The organism is Bordetella muralis, assembly GCF_965139205.1.
In the GTDB taxonomy this organism is placed as follows: domain Bacteria; phylum Pseudomonadota; class Gammaproteobacteria; order Burkholderiales; family Burkholderiaceae_B; genus Bordetella_A; species Bordetella_A muralis.
On sequence record NZ_CBCSIU010000010.1, the window covers coordinates 165,400 to 183,599 of the forward strand.

Here is an 18,200-nt window from a genome sequence, read left to right on the forward strand (position 1 = left end):
CCTGCGCCCCAGTGCGCCTTTACTGTTGTTGAACGTTATCGCTGCCGCGTGGTCAGACGGGCCTGCCTATAATGATGCTGCTTTTCACGAGGCCGGTTGTTGATGATGCGGCCTTTGACCGCCTGCAGGCTTGTTAACCCAATGTGTTGTCACTCGCCCGGGCTGCTTTTGATCGTGGACCCTTTTTGCCGATGAAACTCACTCGTTCCTTTCCGTCTTCTGTTGCGTTTTCCCGCCGTGTCCTGGCTGGTGCGGTGTTGTCGGCGCTGATGGCGTCAACCTCTGCCGCCTGGGCGCAACAACAGCAGCCGGCGGCGCCCACGCCAGCCGTAGCGGCTGCGGCCCCTGCCGGCGTCGCGCAGTTGGCGGAGCTATCGGCTGTACCAGCGCCCACCATCGCAGCGCGTGCGTGGATCACCATTGACGTCACCAGCGGCCAGGTATTGGCGTCGTCGAATCCGGACATGCAAATCGAGCCGGCTTCGCTGACCAAGATCATGACGGCTTACGTGGTGTTCAATGCGTTGGACGAAAAGCGGATCACGCTGGAGCAGCAGGTACCGATTTCCGAGCATGCCTGGCGCACTGGCGGCTCGCGTATGTTTGTCGAACCGCGCAAGCCTGTCACGGTCAACGAGCTGATTCAAGGCGTGATCGTGCAGTCGGGTAATGACGCCTCTGTGGCCTTGGCTGAGGCGGTGGGCGGCACCGAAGCGTCGTTTGCGACGCTGATGAACCAAGAAGCCGAGCGCCTGGGCATGGCTCACACGCATTTCATGAATGCCACGGGCTTGCCTGATCCACAGCACATCACGACGGTGTCGGACCTGGCCAAACTGGCCGTGGCCTTGATCAAAGACCACCCCGAAGAATTCCACTACTACAAGCAAAAAGAGTTCACCTATAACAAGATTACGCAGCCCAACCGTAATCGCCTGTTATGGGCGGACCCTTCGGTCGACGGCATGAAAACCGGTCACACCGATGCGGCTGGTTATTGCCTGGTGTCGACTGCGTTGCGTGGCGACCGCCGCGTGTTGACCGTGCTGGCCGGCGCAGACAGCGAAGCCACGCGCGCCGAAGAAAGCCTGAAGCTCCTGAACTGGGGCTTCCAGAATTTCGACTCGGTCAAACTGTACGACCAGAACCAACCTGGCCTGGACGCTCGCGTCTGGGAAGGCACGGTCGAGACCGTCAAACTCGGCCCGCCCGCGCCCCCGATTTGGGTGACCGTTCCGCGCGGCAAGTCCGGCGATATCAAACCCGTGGCGCAACGCACCGATCCGCTGGTAGCCCCGCTGACCAAGGGTCAGCAAGTCGGTACGCTGCAATTGACGCTGGATGGCAAGGTCTTGCGTACTGAGCCCTTGGTGGTCCAGGATGCGGTCGAACGCGCCGGCTTTTTCGGCCGTATGGTCGACTTGGTCAAACGTCAGTTCGAATAGACTTTTTAGCGAACTAATACGCACTGTCGAATTGGGGCAAGCGGGGCTATCCGCTGGTCCGTCAGATGAAAATCATCGGGGCGAGAAATCGCTGGGACAGTGCGGCACTTTTACTTTCTTGCGATTCATATCCATGAACAGGCACAGCGAAGGTTCGGCGTATAACGGCGATCCGGACCTGTGCTTGTCATTTTTTAGCTATCTTAGATTTTTAGGGGCCATTCATGATTCCGGGCATGCCAGGCGATAGCCAGGTGTATCTCAACGGTGAGTTCACGCGCGTCGACGAGGCCAAAATCTCGGTGCTGGACCGGGGGTTCATTTTCGGCGATGGTATTTACGAGGTCGTGCCGGTCTATCACGGCAAGCCGTTCCGCATGACCGAGCATATGAATCGCCTGGACCGCAGTTTGCAGGCCTTGCGCATTCCGTCACCGAAGTCGCGCGAGCAATGGCTGGAGCTGGTGAATGAGCTGATCCGCCGCTCGGCGACACCGAGTTGCGTGGTCTATCTGCAAGTCACGCGTGGCGTCTACAAGCGCGAACATGCCTTTCCCACAGCGGAAATCACGCCCACGGTGTTCGGCATGACCACGGAATTCACGCCGCCCACGGCCGAGCAGCGCGAACGAGGCATACGCGTGATCAGTATCCCTGACGAGCGCTGGTTGCATTGCGAAATCAAGTCCGTGTCATTGCTGGGCAACGTATTGGCGCGTCAGCAGGCAGCCGAGGCGGACATGGACGAGGTGATCCAGTTCCGTGATGGCTTCATGACCGAAGGCTCATCCAGCAATTTCTGGGTGGTGTCGGCGGGCAAGCTATTGGCGCCGCCGAAGGACAATTTGATTCTCGAAGGGATACGTTACGGGTTCATGGCCGAGTTGGCAGAGGAAACCGGTGTTCCGTTCGAAGCCCGTCGTATCACCCAGGACGAAGTCGCCTCGGCAGACGAAATCCTGGTGACGTCGGCGACCAAGGAAGTGCTGCCGGTGTTGCAATTCGACGGCAAGCCCGTTGGCAATGGCCGACCCGGCCCGGTTTATGCGAAGCTGCGGGCAGCGTATGATGCCCGTATTGCTGCTTTGTAAACCGACATTGCCCCTACGCGCATTGCGGTAAGTGTTATGACTACCATCCCCCCCGAAGAATCGCTGATCGAGTATCCCTCGGACTTTCCCATCAAGGTCATGGGCAAGCAGCATCCCGAGTTTGCCCAGACGCTGACCGAGGTGGTGCTGCAGTTCGACCCGGGATTTGATCCCGCCAAGGTCGAAATGCGGCCGAGCAAGGGCGGCAACTACATGGGCCTGACCTTTACCGTGCGCGCGACCTCGCGCGAGCAGCTCGATAATCTGTACCGCGCCCTGCATGGACATCCCATGGTGTCCATCGTCCTGTAAGGTCGGCCATTTGGCACTGTCATGATCAAGTGGTTGACCCGACCGACCGACTATGAGCCGGTATGGCAGGACATGCGGGCTTTTACGGCTGCGCGCGACGCCTGTACGCCGGACGAGGTCTGGCTATGCGAGCATGCTCCGGTGTACACCCTGGGGCAGGCCGGCAAGCCCGAGCACCTGTTGAATCCCGGAGCAATTCCCATCGTGATGTCCGATCGCGGCGGCCAGGTGACCTATCACGGGCCCGGCCAGGTGGTAGCCTATTCTCTGTTTGATTTGCGCCGTGCGGGCCTGTTTGTGCGCGACTACGTCCGTCTGCTAGAGGACGCGGCCATCGGCACATTGAGCGATTTTGGCATTGCCGACGCCTGTCGCCAGCCCGGTGCGCCGGGCGTGTATGTGCCGTATGGCGATGGCGGCCATGTGGCCAAAATCGCTGCATTAGGTATCAAAATACGTAACGGCTATGCCTATCATGGCGTTGCGTTGAACGTGAACATGGATTTGTCGCCGTTTTTAGGCATCAATCCCTGTGGCTATGAGGGATTGGTGACCGTCGATATGGCGACTTGCGGGGCGCGGCAGGATGTGAAGACTGTCGGAGAACGCCTCGCGGAACGCTTGTTGACCGCCTTGCCGCCGCCGGTGCGCAGGGATGCTGCAGGTTGACGCGCTAAAATGCCCTTTTCTTCCCCCCGTCCAGCGCTGCGTTATCCACGTGCGCCGGTCATGACGAAGGTGATGTATGTCTACTCTTGAGCCCACTGCTGCTGCGACCGAAGTGAAAGCGACCGCCACAACGCCGGCCGCCTACGACGCGACGCAAAAGCAAAAGTCGCAGGCCAAGACCGCACGGATTCCGATCAAGATCGTGCCGGCCGAGCGCCTGAAAAAGCCCGAGTGGATCCGCGTCAAGGCCGCTGCGCCGGGATCGCGCTTTTACGACATCAAGCGCATTCTGCGCGAGCACAATCTGCACACCGTGTGCGAGGAAGCCTCCTGCCCGAACATCGGCGAATGTTTCGGCAAAGGCACGGCGACCTTCATGATCATGGGCGACAAATGCACGCGGCGTTGCCCGTTCTGTGATGTGGGACACGGCCGTCCCGATCCGCTGGATACGAACGAGCCCGAGAATCTGGCGCGCACCATCGCCGCCATGAAGCTCTCGTACGTGGTGATCACCTCGGTCGATCGCGATGATCTGCGTGATGGCGGCGCGGCGCACTTTGTGGATTGCATCTCACGCATCCGCGCCCTGTCGCCCACGACGCGCATCGAGATCCTGGTGCCCGATTTCCGTGGCCGTCTGGAACGTGCGCTGGCGATCCTGAATGCTGGCCCACCTGATGTGATGAACCACAATCTGGAAACCGTGCCCCGTTTGTACAAGCAGGCGCGTCCGGGTTCCGACTATGCGCATTCACTGAAACTGCTGGCCGAGTTCAAGCAGCTGCATCCCGAGGTCCCGACCAAATCCGGGCTGATGCTGGGTCTGGGCGAGACTGACGAGGAAATCCTGCAGGTCATGCGCGACATGCGCGCCCATGGGGTCGACATGCTGACCATAGGCCAGTATCTGCAGCCTTCGGAACACCATCTGCCGGTGTTGCGCTACGTGCATCCCGATACGTTTGCGATGTTCGAGCGCGAGGCTTACGAGATGGGCTTTACCCATGCCGCCGTGGGTGCGATGGTCCGCTCGTCGTATCACGCCGACGAGCAGGCGCATGCCGCCGGCGTGAACTAAGGTATTTATTCCGGCTGGACCCGCGAATGCGCGCTGGTCCAGAACACATCGCCCGTTCCGTGGACCCCATTCAGGTGGCGGGCGAGTACAAACATCAGGTCTGACAACCGGTTCAGATATTGGCGTACCGAAGCATTCAGGGTGTCGTGCCGTTCGAGGGTGATCACCGAACGCTCTGCCCGGCGCGCTACGGTGCGAGTCAGATGAGCCAGGGCTGCTGGCCGGGAACCGCCGGGCAGGATGAATTCGCGCAGTGGCGGCAGGGTGCCGTTATAGTGGGCCAGGCGCTGATCTAAAAACGCCACCTGGGCATCGGTCAGTGTGGTGTGGCCCGGGATGCAGAGCTCTGCGCCCAGGTCGAACAAATCATGCTGGATCGTGCTCAGGTCCGCCTGCACGGGATCGGGCAGGGATTCGGTGCGCAGCAGGCCGATGACGCTGTTGAGCTCGTCCACATCGCCCAACGCCGCTACACGCGGTTCGTCTTTGCGCAGGCGGCTACCATCACCCAGGCCGGTCGTGCCATCGTCTCCGGTTCGTGTGGCGATGGCGGAAAGTCGGTTGCCCATGTAGAAAGTCTCTTTGCGTGGTGGTTATGTGTGGAAACAGATGGGTAGTGTAGTGCCGAGGCTAATGCCTGCGGACGCGTTATCCTGTATTCCTGTGCAGCGTCGGCAATAGCTGGCGTTCTGGGCCGCAGGGTCGGCCGAAGGAGAGGTGATGAACAAGATGCGTCGCGTATTGGGACGAGTGTCCATGTTGTCGGCGGTAACCCTGGCCGGTGTGGCCCTCTGGCAGCCCGTGCCAGCCCTGGCTGCCGAGCAGCAGCCATCAGCCAAGGACGCCACCGCGACGGCGAGTGGCGAAGTGCGACGGGTCGACGCCGCGGCGGGCAAAGTCGCGATCAAGCATGACGCGATATCGGACTTGGAATTGCCTGCAATGACGCTCGTGTATCAGGCCAGCCCGGCCCTGCTGGCCAATATCAAGCCTGGCGACCGCGTGAGGTTCACGGCCGCCCGCCAAAATGGCAAATATGTCGTGACAGCGATCAGTAATTAGATCGCGGTCAGTTTGCGGGGCGCGCTACAGCATCTGATCCAATTCCTTTACCAGACGCTCATGGAATCGCTGGGGATCCTGGATTTGCGGCGAATGTCCTAATTCAGGAAAAGCCACCAGCCGGGCGCCTGGGATCGCCTGCGCAGTGGCGGGCCCCAAGGCTGCGTAATTACCCAGCTTGGCAGCAACGTCTGGCGCAGCCGCATCCTTGCCCGGTGCCGTGTTGTCCTTCTCGCCGATCAGCAAGAGAGTCGGTACGCGCACTTGGCCGAACTCATGTATCACCGGCTGGGTATACACCATGTCGTAAGTCAAGGCTTGGCTCCAGGCGACCTGCTCGCGCCCTTCGCCCTGATACATGCCGGCTGCCATCGCGACCCAGCGGTCGTATTCGGGCTTCCAGGTGCCGGCGTAATACGTGTTCTGCTGGTACTTCTTGATACCTGCGAAGTTCGTTTTCAATTCGCGTGCATACCACTCGTCCACGGTGCGATAGGGCACGCCCTTGGCCTTCCAGTCTTCCAGGCCGATGGGGTTGACCATCACCAGTGCATCGACCTGGTCCGGGTACATCAGGGCATAGCGCGTAGCCACCATGCCGCCCATGGAATGGCCCATGATCACTGCGCGCTCGATATCCAGGCTCTGCAGCAAGGCATGGGTATTGGCGGCCAGTTGATGAAAGCTATATTGATAGGCGGCCGGTTTGCTCGATTTGCAGAAGCCGATCTGGTCGGGCGCCACTACCCGGTAGCCGGCGTTTGTCAGGGCGTCGATGGTGCCTTCCCAGGTGGCGCCGCAGAAATTCTTGCCGTGCAATAGGACGGCGGTGCGGCCATTGGGGCGTTCGGGCCGGATGTCCATGTAGGTCATGGACAATGACTGGCCTTGTGAGCTCAGCTTGAATTCACTGACCTGGTAGGGATAATTGAAACGTTCGAGCCGAGGCCCATAGTCGGGTACGGCGGGCTGGGCGTGAGCACTGGCGGCAACGAAAAGCGCTGTAGCGGCAATGGCGGGTTTGAACATGCGAGCCTTCATTGAGGGTGAACGAACTCATGCGACATCCATGCGCTGCGATAGTTCAGCTGCTTGTCAGTGAGTGCCCGTTCCGTTGCTCGGTTCTGGTATGTAACTCGTGCAATGTGCCGGCCTTGGCTGCATCACTCGCAGCGCGTTGCGGCACTATGCGGTCATGACAAGAGACCACCACCGCGCGCCAGCCTTGACGGGCGCGCGGCAGTCCTTGACGCTTTACAACACGTAGCGCGCCAGATCCTGGCTGGCAGCCGCTTCGGACAACTGTTCCTCTACGTAGGCTGCATCGATCTTGACGGTCTTGCCGCCGCTGGCCGTCGCGTCGAACGACAATTCCTCGAGCAGTTTTTCCATGACGGTGTACAGACGGCGGGCACCAATGTTTTCGGTACGCTCGTTGACTGAAAACGCCAGTTCGGCCAAGCGCTCGATGCCGTCTGGGGTGAAATCCAGATGCACGTCTTCGGTGGCCAGCAATGCCGAGTATTGCTTGGTCAGCGAGGCGTCGGTATCGGACAGGATGCGCACGAAGTCCTGTGCCGACAGCGATTCCAGTTCGACCCGAATCGGGAACCGCCCTTGCAACTCGGGAATCAGGTCGGACGGTCGCGACAGGTGAAACGCACCCGAGGCAATGAACAGGATGTGGTCGGTGCGCACCATGCCGTAGCGGGTGTTGACCGTGGTGCCTTCTACCAGCGGCAGCAAGTCACGCTGCACGCCCTGACGCGAGACGTCAGCGCCACCGCTTTCCTGGCGGGCGGCGATCTTGTCGATTTCGTCCAGAAAGACGATGCCGTTTTGCTCGACATTGGCGATCGCGACCGTACGCAGATCATCCTCGTTGACGCGCTTGGCGGCTTCTTCTTCGACGATGAGCTTGAAGGCCTCTTTGACCTTCATTTTCTTGGGTTTTTTCTTGTCGCGGGCGAGGCCTGCGAACATGCCGCGCAATTGCTCGGCCATGTCTTCCATGCCCGGCGGTGTCATGACGTCCATTTGGGGGACGGCTTGAGCGACGTCGATTTCGACTTCGAGGTCGTCGATTTTGCCCTCGCGCAGACGTTTGCGGAACGTCTGGCGGGCGCTGCTGTCGTCGTTGCGCTCGGGTTCGCCAGAGGCGTTGCGCGCGGGCGGCACCAGGGCGTCCAGAATGCGGTCTTCGGCTGCGTCTTCGGCCTGCGTGCGCACACGGCGCATTTCGAGTTCGCGCGTTTGCTTGATCGAGTATTCGGTCAGGTCGCGGATGATGGTGTCGACATCACGGCCGACATAGCCGACTTCGGTGAACTTGGTGGCCTCGATCTTGATAAAGGGCGCATTGGCCAGCTTGGCCAGGCGACGGGCGATTTCGGTCTTGCCCACGCCGGTGGGGCCGATCATCAGGATGTTCTTGGGGTGGATCTCATGGCGCAAAGGCTCGTCGACCTGCTGACGGCGCCAGCGGTTGCGCAGCGCCACAGCCACCGCGCGCTTGGCACGGTTCTGGCCGATGATGAATTTGTCGAGCTCGGAGACGATTTCCCCGGGGGTCATGGTGGATGCGGACATAAACGGAATCCTTGCTACAGCCGGCCGAAGCGGGCGCTTATTCGCCCAGCGTTTCGATGACGTGATTCTGGTTGGTGTAAATGCACAGGTCGCCGGCGATTTCCAGTGACTGTTTGACGATGTCTTGGGGGGCCAATTCGGTGTTGCGCAATAGGGCCAGCGCGGCCGATTGGGCGTAGGCGCCACCGGACCCGATGGCGGCCAGGCCATGCTCGGGTTCGAGCACGTCGCCGTTACCGGTCAGCACCAGGGTGTGCTCGGCGTCGGCCACAATGAGCATGGCTTCCAGGCGGCGCAGCACGCGGTCGGTGCGCCAGTCGCGGGTCAACTCGACGGCGGCGCGCATCAGGTGTCCCTGGTGTTTTTCGAGTTTGGCTTCGAAACGCTCTTGCAGGGTAAAGGCGTCTGCCGTAGCGCCGGCAAAGCCCGCCAGGATCTTGTCATGGTACAGGCGGCGGATTTTGCGGGCTGTACCCTTGATGACGATATTGCCCAGGGTGACTTGGCCATCGCCGCCCAGCGCGACACGGTTGCCGCGGCGCACGCAGACGATGGTGGTGGCGTGAAATTGTTCCATGCTTTCCTTCCTATGAAGGTTTGATCTGGGGGCGAAGCGACCGATTTCAAGGCGCTGCCCGAGCTTTAAGTGTATGCCGCCTGTTGGTGTGAAGGCGTCAGTATTTCAGTATGTTTCTGTGCTAATCGTGGGCGCGTCGTGTGACCATCCAGAACAGCAGGGCCGACAGGCTGACTGCCGCCCCCAGGACGCACACGCCCTGCCAGCCGGCATAGGCGTAGGTCGCCGTCGTGCTGATCGCTCCCAGCCCGCTGCCGGCTGCGTAAAACAGCATGTACAGGCCCACCAGCCGACTGTGCGCCTCGGGCCGGGTGCGAAAGATCATGCTTTGGTTGGTGACATGCAATGCTTGTCCTCCGAGGTCCAGCAATACGATGCCTATGATCAGCGCCCAGAGTGAGGTGTCCATCAGGGACAGGGGCCACCATGCCAACAGCAGCGCAGTCAGCGCCAGGGCACTGGTGCGTTGGCCGTGCCCTCGGTCGGCCCATAGGCCAGCCCGGGCGGCCGCGAGTGCGCCCACTGCGCCCACCAAGCCGAAAGCGCCAATAAGGGTATGGGAAAAGCCATAGGGCGGTGCGCTTAATGGCAGTACGAGCGCGCTCCAGAAAATGTTGAACGCGGCGAACATCAGGAGTGCCAGCATGCCCCGTATCTGGAGGACCTTCTCCTGGCGCAGCAGCGTCAGCATGGACGCAATCAGGCGCGGATAGCTCATCGCGTTCGATACGGTGCCCAAGACCGGCAGACGTCGCCATAGCGGTAGCGCAAGCATCAGCATCAGGGCCGCCGCGCTGAGATAGACGCCACGCCAGCCGGTCAGATCGCTCACGCCTCCCGCAAATACACGCGCGAGCAGCAGGCCGATGAATACGCCGCTTTGGGCCGTGCCCACGACGCTGCCTCGCTCATGAGGGGCAGCGACACTGGCGGCATAGGCGATCAGTCCCTGCGTCATGGCCGTGCCCAGCAAGCCGACGCCAAGCATCCCCGCGAGCAGCGCCGCCGCGGACTGCGCTGTGCCCACGACGGCCAACGCTGCCACCAGTGCCAGCAATTGAATTGTCATCAGGCGCCGCCGATCCACCCTGTCCCCCAATGGCACGAGCAACAGCAACGCCAGCGCGCAGCCCAGCTGGGTTGCAGTGACCACCCCGCCAATTGCTGCCTCGCTGATGCCAAACGATTGAGCCAATGCGTCCAGCAAGGGCTGGGCGTAATAGACGTTGGCCACGCTCAGTCCGCTGGCGATGGCGAACAGCCATATCAGGCTGCGTGGCATATCAGTGCGTCTGCTCGGTGCGTGGCCATGAACACTTGACGAGGGACAGGCAAGGGAGGTTTTCATGATTCTGTTGCACTCAAACTGGTTTTAAAATGAAACTGGTTTGAATGCTAGGCGATGCAGTTTTAAAATGCAACTTGTTGGTGTGTTCACATCGAATTGCCTGGAGACTGCATGCCTGACCGCAAAACCATGGACGACGAGCCGTGCCCGGTAGGGCGCTGCGTCGATGTTGTTGGAGATCGTTGGTCGCTGCTCATCGTGCGCGACGCCTTCGATGGCGTGCGTCGCTTCGGTGATCTGCAGCGCAGCCTGGGGGTGGCACGGAATATTCTTTCTGATCGGCTGCGCAAGCTGGTCGATGCAGGGATCTTGCAAACCCAAGCGGCGTCCGACGGTACGGCTTATCAGGAGTACGTGCTGACCAACAAAGGAAAAAGCCTGTTTCCCGTCGTGGTCGCGTTACGGCAGTGGGGTGAACGGCACATGTTCGAGCGGGGCGAACGCCATTCCGTGCTGATTGATAAACATACGGGCAAGCCTGTCGCGCGGATGGTCCCGACCGACAAAGAGGGCAACGCGCTGCCTCCCGAGGCCACGCATGTGCGAAAAGTCAGCTAAGCGGCCGTTCACAATCCCGCAGATCAGTTGGCGACCGCCTTGTTGTGCGTCAGACACGTGCTCGAGCAGCTTTCGCACTGATGCCTGGACAATCCCGGCAATGAAAAGGGCCGCATTTCGTTGAAGAATGCGGCCCCGAAAGACGAAAGCGAAAACGCGCCAAAGAGAGGTTAATCTCCGTAGAGCTTTTGACGCATTTCGCGCCGTTCCTGCGCTTCGAGAGAGAGCGTAGCGGTCGGGCGGGCCAGCAGGCGCGGGATCCCGATGGGTTCGCCGGTCTCTTCGCACCAGCCATATTCGCCACTATCGATGCGAGCAATGGACTGTTGCACTTTCTTCAGAAGTTTGCGCTCGCGATCGCGAGTACGCAGCTCGAGAGCGTGTTCTTCTTCGATGGTGGCGCGGTCGGCGGGGTCAGGCACGAATTGCGTTTCACGCAGGTGCTCGGTGGTCTCGCCGGCGTTAGCCAGGATGTCTTGTTCGAGTTGCTTGAGTCGTTCTTTGAAGAACGCCAGTTGGCGCTCGTTCATATATTCCGACTCGGGCATGGCCAGCAATTCTTCTTCGCTGGGCAGATCAATCGCCGTATCGCTAGTCGACTTGTTTGATTTTTTGGTTGCTGCCTTGGTAGCCATGAAAACACTCCACTATGAATCGATCCTGGCGCGATTGCGCGCGTCGGGATTGCGGCGTTAGCCCGCCAGGCACTGCTCCAAGCCCCGGGTGAAAATTTCCTGGGGCAGCTTGCGGCCGATAAAGACCATCTTGGTAGACGGCTTTTCGGCTGCGGTCCACGGCTTGCCGGGTTCGGCTCCCATCATCATATGCACACCCTGGAACAACATGCGGCGGTTGATGCCTTTCATGTACAGGATGCCTTTATAGCGCATGAGGTCGGGACCATAGACCTGCACCACACCGCCGAGGAATTCTTCCAGCCGTGCGGGATCGAACGGCTTGTTTGAGCGGAAGACGAATGCACCGATCTCGTCGTCGTGGTGGTGATGATGGTGATGTTCGTGATGGCAATGCGCCCCGCATTCGCCCTCGTGGTCATGATCGTGATCATGATCATGGTCGTGGTCATGACCGTGGGCGTGGCTGTGCGCCGCGTCGGGGTGCTCATCGGCCAGGAAATCCGGGTCGATGTCGAGAATGGAATTCAGATTGAAGCCGCTGATGTCGATGATGGACTTCAGGTCGACTTCGCCAAAATTGACCGGCGTAATGGGTGCACGCGGATTGATGCGCACCAGACGGGCTCGTAGCGCCTCGTAGTCGGCCTCGTTGACCAGGTCCTTTTTGGAGACCAGGATACGGTCGGCAAAACCGACTTGTTTCTGGGCCTCGGACTGGGCGTCCAGCGTTGCCATGCCATGCTTGGCGTCGACCACCGTGACGACGGCGTCCAGACGGTAGTATTCGGCGATCTCGTCGTCCATGAAGAACGTCTGGCACACGGGGCCGGGGTTGGCCATGCCAGTGGTCTCGAGGATGACGCGTTCGAAAGTGAGCTCGCCCGCCACGCGCTTGGCGCGCAGTTCGGCCAGCGTGCGCATCAGGTCACCACGTACCGTGCAGCAGACGCAGCCATTGCTGAGCTCGATGATTTCTTCCTCGCTATCCTGCACGAGCAAGTCGTTGTCGATGCTCTCCGGCCCGAATTCGTTTTCGATGACGGCAACGCGGCGGCCGTGGAATTCGGTCAGGATGCGCTTGAGCAGGGTGGTCTTGCCTGCACCGAGGAAGCCGGTGAGGATGGTGACGGGAACCATTTTGTCCAAACTGCGCTGGGTATTCATGGCAAGGCGGTAAGCTGAGAGCCCCAGGGCGCACGAGCGCGTCCAAGGCATAAAACAACAGGCGGCCGCGGTTGCGACCGGACGCAGGATTACAGCACAGTAAGGGCAGGTGGGCAAACCCCGGGACAACCCCCGGCACCGCACTGCGGTTACAGGCATAAAGCGGCGCTGTAATCTATTCGATGCAGTTATATGGGGATGTATGGCTGGATTTCAAGGGGGTAGCGTCTATCTGCTGTGCAGGGAGGACGGATTGTCCGTCAAATTTGCCCTATGTTGCACTGCACTAGCAGGCAGACTGACGGCTGTGGGGCCCTCATGCGGGCATGACGCTGGCTTTTCAGACCATGCGAGACGGGAGGTGTTGCCGGCAAATGCCACCGGACTCCTCCGGCCGGCTAGTCATTTCAATGCGTATGACCGTGATGATGACGATGGCCGGCATCTGCCGGCTGTTTTTTCTGGCATTGAGGGCAGAGCGCCCGGATTTCGGTTTCGTGTGTGGCCAGGGCAAAGCCCGTCAAGGCCACTCGATCGGCCAATTGTTGGCTCATGGCGGGGTCGCTGACCTCGGCCACGGCTCCGCAGCCAGTACAGACCACCAGCAAATCATGCGGCGCGCCCGCCGCGTCGTGACAAGCGGTCCAGGCATTGACGGCGTCCAGACGGTGGATCAGACCCTCGTCCATCAGAAAGTCCAGCGCCCGGTAGACCGTGGGAGGCGCTGCGCCGGGGTGCTCGGCGCGCATGGCGTCCAGGAGTTCGTAGGCCTTGAGGCTGCGGCCGTGACGCAGGAGCAATTCCAGCACTTTGCGGCGAATGGGCGTCAGCCGGCGGCCGCGCTCTGCGCAGAGCGATTCGGCGATATTGAGTTGCTCGCCAATAGAGTCGGGGCGAGTGGAGCGGGGCGGGGNGGGCATTGATCGTGGCAGCCGGATAGCGCCGGGCAGGCAATTCCGCGAAGGTATCAGAAAACGGACCATACGGGGAGCGCCCAGCCGGTCTTGCTGATATTTGTTATGATATAACATATCTAATTAAGCGAATAAACAGCCTGATTTCCCGAGAGCGGGCTGTATGTGTGGATATGTCTCATATTGTTTCGGCTGTGGCGTCTCGTCCTCGTGGGTCAGCGCTGCGAGCCTCTGTTTTTTTCCGGTTGAGTGTCGCGGCAGTTGCTGCGATCGGCTTGTGGGCGTTGACCGGATGGGCCATGGGCTGGTGGGCCGGCGCGTGAGCGGGATGGCGATGCTTATTCCCGAGGCGGCGGTGGAGGATGTGCACCTGTCCGGCGAACCCGTGATCGCGTTGCGCGAGGCGACCTTCGGTTGGCGCGGTCGGGCGGCGGTGCAAGCCGTATCCGGGCATTTTGATCGCGGCTCCATGACGGCCATTGCGGGACCCAATGGCGCGGGGAAGTCCACTTTGATCAAGGGCATCGTGGGACTGATGCGTCCGTTGGCCGGCGACCTGGATATCGATCCCCAGGATCGTCTCCGTTTGGCATGGCTGCCACAGGCCGCGGAAATAGACCGTTCCTTTCCTATCACGGTGCTGGACATGGTCGCCATGGGTGCATGGCGCCGTGTCGGCGCCTGGCGGGGCTTTGGCCACACGGAAACGCAACGGACTTGGCAGGCGCTGGAGACCGTCGGCCTGGCTGATGAGGCGGGCCGCATGGTGGGCGCGTTGTCAGGGGGGCAGATGCAACGGGCTTTGTTCGCCCGTCTGATGTTGCAGGACGCTCAAGTGCTGTTATTGGACGAGCCCTTTGCCGCCGTTGACAGCCACACCGCCGAGGTGCTGATGCAATTGCTATGCGAGTGGAATCGCCAAGGGCGCACCGTGGTGGCCGTCTTGCACGATCTGGCCATGGTGCGCGCGCATTTTTCGCAGACCTTGTTGCTCGCAGGACGGCAGATCGCTTGGGGTCCGACAGCCGAGGTACTGACGGCCCGCAATTTGGCGGCAGCGCGCGGCGTGCTTCAGGAATGGCTGTGAGACGCAGCGTGGAAGGAGGATCGCGATGACGTTGCTGGACTGGGCCGTGGCGCCGTTCGTCGACTATGGCTTTATGCGGCGCGCACTGGCGGGTACGTCGGCGGCAGCGTTGGGCGCCGCGCCGCTTGGCGTCTTTTTGGTGTTGCGGCGGATGAGTCTGATGGGGGACGCCATGTCGCACGCGATCTTGCCGGGTGTGGCGGCGGGCTTCCTGCTATCGGGTTTGTCGTTGTGGGCCATGCTGCTGGGCGGCTTGATCACCGGGTTGCTTGTCGCTGTACTGGCGGGCGTCGTTGCCCGGCTGACGCCTTTGCGCGAAGACGCGAGTTTTGCGGCGTTCTATCTGATTTCACTGGGGTTGGGTGTATTGCTGGTGTCAATGCGGGGCTCGAATATGGATCTGCTGCATGTGTTGTTTGGCACCGTGCTCGGCCTGGATGACGCGTCCCTGCTGCTGGTGACCAGCGTTGCGAGCGTGACGTTGGCGGCGATGGCGCTGCTGTATCGGCTGTTGGTGGCCGAGTGTCTGGACGCAGGCTTTCTACGAGCCTGCGGGGGACGGGGCACGTTGGCGCACATGGCCTTTCTCGTCCTGGTCGTCGTGAATCTGGTGGCCGGGTTTCAGGTGATGGGGACCTTGATGGTGGTGGGCATGATGATGTTGCCCGCTGCTGCCGCGCGTTTCTGGCAGCCGACCGTGGCCGGGCAAATCGTCTTGTCGGCGATCGTTGGAATCGTGTCCGGGCTATGTGGCCTCTTGTTTTCCTATCACTACAACTTGCCGGCATCACCCGCCATCATTCTGGCGGCGGGGCTGGCGTATCTGGTTTCTGTGGCTTGCGGGCCGCAGGGTGGGCTATTGCACGGCCTGATGGCTCATGGCCGTACCCGTTTTCGCTAAAGGAAGAACGATGCACAATTATTCTGCCGCGCAAGCACGGCGCCGTATATTGATGATGCTGACGTTGGGCGCTGCCAGCGTGTACGCGCCCGTCATGGCGCAGAGCGCCGAACCTCTGCGAGTCGTCGCCAGCTTTTCAGTGCTGGGCGATATGGTGCGCGAAATCGGTGGCGACGATGTGGCGGTGACGACATTGGTCGGCCCCGATGGCGATGCCCACACGTATGAGCCTACGCCGGCGGCGGCCCGTCAGTTGAAAGCGGCCAGCGTCCTGGTAGAAAACGGTCTGGATTTCGAAACGTGGCTGCCGCGCCTGGCGAAGGCCGCGGATTTTTCAGGGGCCACCATTGTCGCAACGGCTGGCATCACGCCGCGAAAAATGACTGAGCAGCAGGAACGCGGTCATGACCACACTGGCGGCGCGCATGATCACAGCGCCGACAAGAAGCCGGCTCAGGGAAACAACGATACGCATGGTCACGACCATGATCATGATGACGGTCAACATCACGATGAACACGATCATGGCCATGACCACGATCATGATGACTCCCACGCTCACGCGGACGGTGGCCACCATCATCACCACGGCGATCAAGATCCGCACGCCTGGCAAAGCCTGAAGAACGGCGTCATCTACGCCCGCAACATCGCAGAGGGCCTGGCCGCCGCCGACCCGGCGCACGCCGCGGCCTATCGTCAACGCGCGCAAGCCTATATCGCGCGCATCGAGGCATTGGACGCACAGATTCGCAAGACCTTTGCCGCCATCCCGACCGCGCGTCGCCAGGTGGTCAGCTCGCACGACGCCTTTGGTTATTTCGGTGACGCCTACGGCGTGCGATTCATTCCCGTGGCCGGCTTGTCCACCGACGCCGAGCCTGCGGCAGCCGACATTGCGCGCATCATCGAACTGGTCAAGCGCGAACACGTGCCCGCCGTGTTTGTCGAGAACATCAGCAGCCCCGCTCTGGTACAGCAGATCGCGCGCGAAACAGGGGCACGTACCGGTGGTACGCTCTACTCCGATGCGCTGGCTCCATCCGGACAGCCGGCGGCGACTTATCTGGGGATGTTTGAATGGAATGCGCGTCAGCTTTCCGAGGCATTGCAGCCGTAATAATGATGGCCTGTGCCGCACCGGCGGCGCAGGCTCATCCACATATGTGGATAGATGCTCGCGCGCGTATCGCCTTTGACGGGCAGGGCCGAATGACGGCGATCCAGCAAGATTGGCTGTTCGACGAAATGTTCGGCGCCTACACCACTCAAGGCCTGGAAAAAGGCCCCGATGGCAGCCTGCCTGCCGAGACCCTGAAGGGCATGGCGAAAGATTGGATGCAGGCTTTGGGCGAGCCGATTTCACACTATTTCACGCAGGCAAGCGTGAATGGAAAACCGATGAAATTCGCCGAGCCACGTGATGCCGTGGTGAGCTGGGACACCAAATCGCAGCGATTGACGCTGTCGTTCACGCTGCCCCTCGCTCAGCCCATGGTGCCGGATAAACAGGGCGTGCAGTTCGATATCTACGATCCGACGTATTTCGTCGCGTATGACTTTAGTGCGCCGGGTGCGGTGTCGTTGATCGACGCGCCGAAATCGTGTCAGCAATCTTATCGGCCGCCCGGCGAACTCGATTGGCAGACCATGCAGAAATTGGCGGCGATTCCTGCCGAGGCGGAAACCGTACCCGATGAGTTGCTGGCCATCACGAAGGGTCTGACACATCGGATAGAAGTGAGTTGCGGATGAGGAAGCCGTATGTGGTGGCACTGACATGGGCATTGCTGCTCTGGCTGCCGCCTTTGGCGGGATGGGCTCAGAGTGCGCATCCATTTGGAGTGCCGGAAAGCGGGGGCGCCGTGGCGGGGCCTGACTGGCTGAGCGGCCTGTTTGCGCAGATCTCTGCATGGCAATCGCATTTCTACAGACAGCTCACCGGTGCGGTACGCGCCTGGCAGGCCGACGGAACGGCCGCCTGGGGGTTGTTAGGCCTCTCGTTTGCGTATGGCATATTCCATGCGCTGGGTCCAGGCCACGGCAAGGCCGTGATTGCCTCGTATGTCCTGGCCAATCGCCAGACTGCTCGCAACGGTGCTTTGCTGGCCTTGTTGGCGGCTCTGTTGCAGGCGTTGGTAGCCATCGTGCTGGTCGCTGTCATGGCCTGGCTGTTGCACGCGACGGCACCGGAAATGAATCGCGCCACGCGTTGGCTGGAAACCGCGTCATACGCATTGATCACGCTGTTGGGAGCATGGCTGGTCTGGAGCAAAGCCTTGCGGCCCTGGCTGCGCCGACCGGGCCATCAACATGTCCATGATGTGGGGCAGGGGCATGCACACCAATCTACGCATGATGAGCGCGGTCATCACGCAGCGCATGATCATCTCGAGGCGGCGAGGCATCAACCCAATCATGTTCCGCTGAGCACAGACGTTGAGCCTCCGTCTCATGTCATTCCGATCCACAACGGTCATCACCATCATGATGACTGTGGTTGCGGGCATGTGCATGTCCCGTCTCCCGATCAAGTCGCTGGTGCGCTGGACTGGCGCAAAGCCATGTCGGCCATTCTCGCGATGGGTTTACGGCCATGCAGCGGCGCGCTCATTGTCTTGGTCTTTGCGTTGTCGCAAGACTTCTTCGCGGCGGGGATAGCTGCTGCGTTGGCTATGGGGCTGGGGACGGGGCTTACTGTTGCTGCATTGGCGGTTTTTGCCGTTGTGGCGGCGGGGGCTGCTACGCGGGTGGGGGCTTATGC

The 18,200-nt window shown here is 60.9% G+C and carries 20 protein-coding genes; 12 read left to right on the top strand and 8 right to left on the bottom strand.

Annotation, left to right across the window (positions count from 1 at the left end; genetic code table 11):
• Nucleotides 1-191: 191 nt before the first annotated feature.
• The 5 genes from ACNA0I_RS16145 (at nt 192) to lipA (ending at nt 4,598) form a co-directional block, all read left to right on the top strand.
• Nucleotides 192-1,445, top strand: a complete 1,254-nt coding sequence (locus ACNA0I_RS16145; RefSeq protein WP_415807013.1) for a D-alanyl-D-alanine carboxypeptidase family protein — start codon at nt 192-194, stop codon at nt 1,443-1,445.
• A 224-nt stretch (nt 1,446-1,669) separates the two neighbouring features.
• Nucleotides 1,670-2,536, top strand: coding sequence for a D-amino acid aminotransferase (locus ACNA0I_RS16150; RefSeq protein WP_415807014.1), 867 nt, complete (start codon nt 1,670-1,672; stop codon nt 2,534-2,536).
• A gap of 36 nt (nt 2,537-2,572) precedes the next feature.
• Entirely contained in the window at nt 2,573-2,848 is a 276-nt protein-coding gene (locus ACNA0I_RS16155) for a YbeD family protein (RefSeq protein ID WP_094824157.1), read from the top strand.
• 21 nt (nt 2,849-2,869) lie between these two features.
• The gene (gene lipB, locus ACNA0I_RS16160; protein WP_415807015.1) at nt 2,870-3,517 is read left to right on the top strand and encodes a lipoyl(octanoyl) transferase LipB; all 648 of its coding nucleotides are present in this window, start codon (nt 2,870-2,872) and stop codon (nt 3,515-3,517) included.
• A gap of 76 nt (nt 3,518-3,593) precedes the next feature.
• Complete coding sequence (lipA, locus tag ACNA0I_RS16165) at nt 3,594-4,598, top strand: lipoyl synthase (protein ID WP_415807016.1); 1,005 nt, start codon at nt 3,594-3,596, stop codon at nt 4,596-4,598.
• Between the two features lie 5 nt (nt 4,599-4,603).
• Here the strand turns inward: lipA and ACNA0I_RS16170 are convergent, their stop codons facing one another.
• Nucleotides 4,604-5,167: a cob(I)yrinic acid a,c-diamide adenosyltransferase gene (locus ACNA0I_RS16170; RefSeq protein ID WP_415807017.1), complete on the bottom strand. Its 564-nt coding sequence runs from the start codon at nt 5,165-5,167 to the stop codon at nt 4,604-4,606.
• 160 nt (nt 5,168-5,327) lie between these two features.
• On the opposite strand from ACNA0I_RS16170, the gene ACNA0I_RS16175 reads away from it, so the two are divergent.
• The gene (locus tag ACNA0I_RS16175) at nt 5,328-5,660 is read left to right on the top strand and encodes a copper-binding protein (protein ID WP_415807034.1); all 333 of its coding nucleotides are present in this window, start codon (nt 5,328-5,330) and stop codon (nt 5,658-5,660) included.
• A 24-nt stretch (nt 5,661-5,684) separates the two neighbouring features.
• On the opposite strand, the gene ACNA0I_RS16180 is transcribed toward ACNA0I_RS16175, so the two are convergent.
• The 4 genes from ACNA0I_RS16180 to ACNA0I_RS16195 all read right to left on the bottom strand — a co-directional run bounded on the left by ACNA0I_RS16180 (nt 5,685) and on the right by ACNA0I_RS16195 (nt 10,108).
• The gene (locus ACNA0I_RS16180) at nt 5,685-6,689 is read right to left on the bottom strand and encodes an alpha/beta fold hydrolase (RefSeq protein WP_415807018.1); all 1,005 of its coding nucleotides are present in this window, start codon (nt 6,687-6,689) and stop codon (nt 5,685-5,687) included.
• Between the two features lie 225 nt (nt 6,690-6,914).
• Nucleotides 6,915-8,249, bottom strand: coding sequence for an ATP-dependent protease ATPase subunit HslU (gene hslU, locus ACNA0I_RS16185; protein ID WP_415807019.1), 1,335 nt, complete (start codon nt 8,247-8,249; stop codon nt 6,915-6,917).
• 37 nt (nt 8,250-8,286) lie between these two features.
• A complete protein-coding gene (hslV, locus tag ACNA0I_RS16190; RefSeq protein ID WP_415807020.1) occupies nt 8,287-8,826 on the bottom strand; it encodes an ATP-dependent protease subunit HslV in 540 nt (179 codons plus the stop codon).
• A gap of 121 nt (nt 8,827-8,947) precedes the next feature.
• On the bottom strand, nt 8,948-10,108 hold the full coding sequence (locus ACNA0I_RS16195; RefSeq protein WP_415807021.1) for an MFS transporter: 1,161 nt from the start codon (nt 10,106-10,108) through the stop codon (nt 8,948-8,950).
• Between the two features lie 177 nt (nt 10,109-10,285).
• Here ACNA0I_RS16195 and ACNA0I_RS16200 point away from each other — a divergent pair, with 177 nt between their 5' ends.
• Nucleotides 10,286-10,732, top strand: coding sequence for a winged helix-turn-helix transcriptional regulator (locus tag ACNA0I_RS16200; protein WP_415807022.1), 447 nt, complete (start codon nt 10,286-10,288; stop codon nt 10,730-10,732).
• A gap of 170 nt (nt 10,733-10,902) precedes the next feature.
• On the opposite strand, the gene dksA is transcribed toward ACNA0I_RS16200, so the two are convergent.
• From dksA to ACNA0I_RS16215, 3 genes are all read right to left on the bottom strand, one after another.
• Nucleotides 10,903-11,367, bottom strand: coding sequence for an RNA polymerase-binding protein DksA (gene dksA, locus ACNA0I_RS16205; protein ID WP_415807023.1), 465 nt, complete (start codon nt 11,365-11,367; stop codon nt 10,903-10,905).
• Between the two features lie 57 nt (nt 11,368-11,424).
• Nucleotides 11,425-12,534 (bottom strand): CobW family GTP-binding protein, encoded by a 1,110-nt coding sequence (locus tag ACNA0I_RS16210; RefSeq protein ID WP_415807024.1) that lies wholly within the window; start codon nt 12,532-12,534, stop codon nt 11,425-11,427.
• Nucleotides 12,535-12,941: 407 nt separating this feature from the next.
• Nucleotides 12,942-13,447, bottom strand: a 506-nt coding sequence (locus ACNA0I_RS16215) for a Fur family transcriptional regulator (RefSeq protein ID WP_415807025.1), incomplete at its 5' end; no start/stop codon positions are given.
• A 329-nt stretch (nt 13,448-13,776) separates the two neighbouring features.
• Here ACNA0I_RS16215 and ACNA0I_RS16220 point away from each other — a divergent pair.
• From ACNA0I_RS16220 to ACNA0I_RS16240, 5 genes are all read left to right on the top strand, one after another.
• Complete coding sequence (locus ACNA0I_RS16220) at nt 13,777-14,535, top strand: metal ABC transporter ATP-binding protein (protein WP_415807027.1); 759 nt, start codon at nt 13,777-13,779, stop codon at nt 14,533-14,535.
• 25 nt (nt 14,536-14,560) lie between these two features.
• Entirely contained in the window at nt 14,561-15,436 is an 876-nt protein-coding gene (locus ACNA0I_RS16225) for a metal ABC transporter permease (RefSeq protein ID WP_415807028.1), read from the top strand.
• A gap of 10 nt (nt 15,437-15,446) precedes the next feature.
• A complete protein-coding gene (locus ACNA0I_RS16230) occupies nt 15,447-16,556 on the top strand; it encodes a metal ABC transporter solute-binding protein, Zn/Mn family (RefSeq protein ID WP_415807029.1) in 1,110 nt (369 codons plus the stop codon).
• Between the two features lie 5 nt (nt 16,557-16,561).
• Entirely contained in the window at nt 16,562-17,191 is a 630-nt protein-coding gene (locus ACNA0I_RS16235; RefSeq protein ID WP_415807035.1) for a DUF1007 family protein, read from the top strand.
• The coding region (locus ACNA0I_RS16240; RefSeq protein WP_415807030.1) for a nickel/cobalt transporter at nt 17,188-18,200 on the top strand (1,013 nt) is incomplete at its 3' end. The genes ACNA0I_RS16235 and ACNA0I_RS16240, both read left to right, overlap by 4 nt.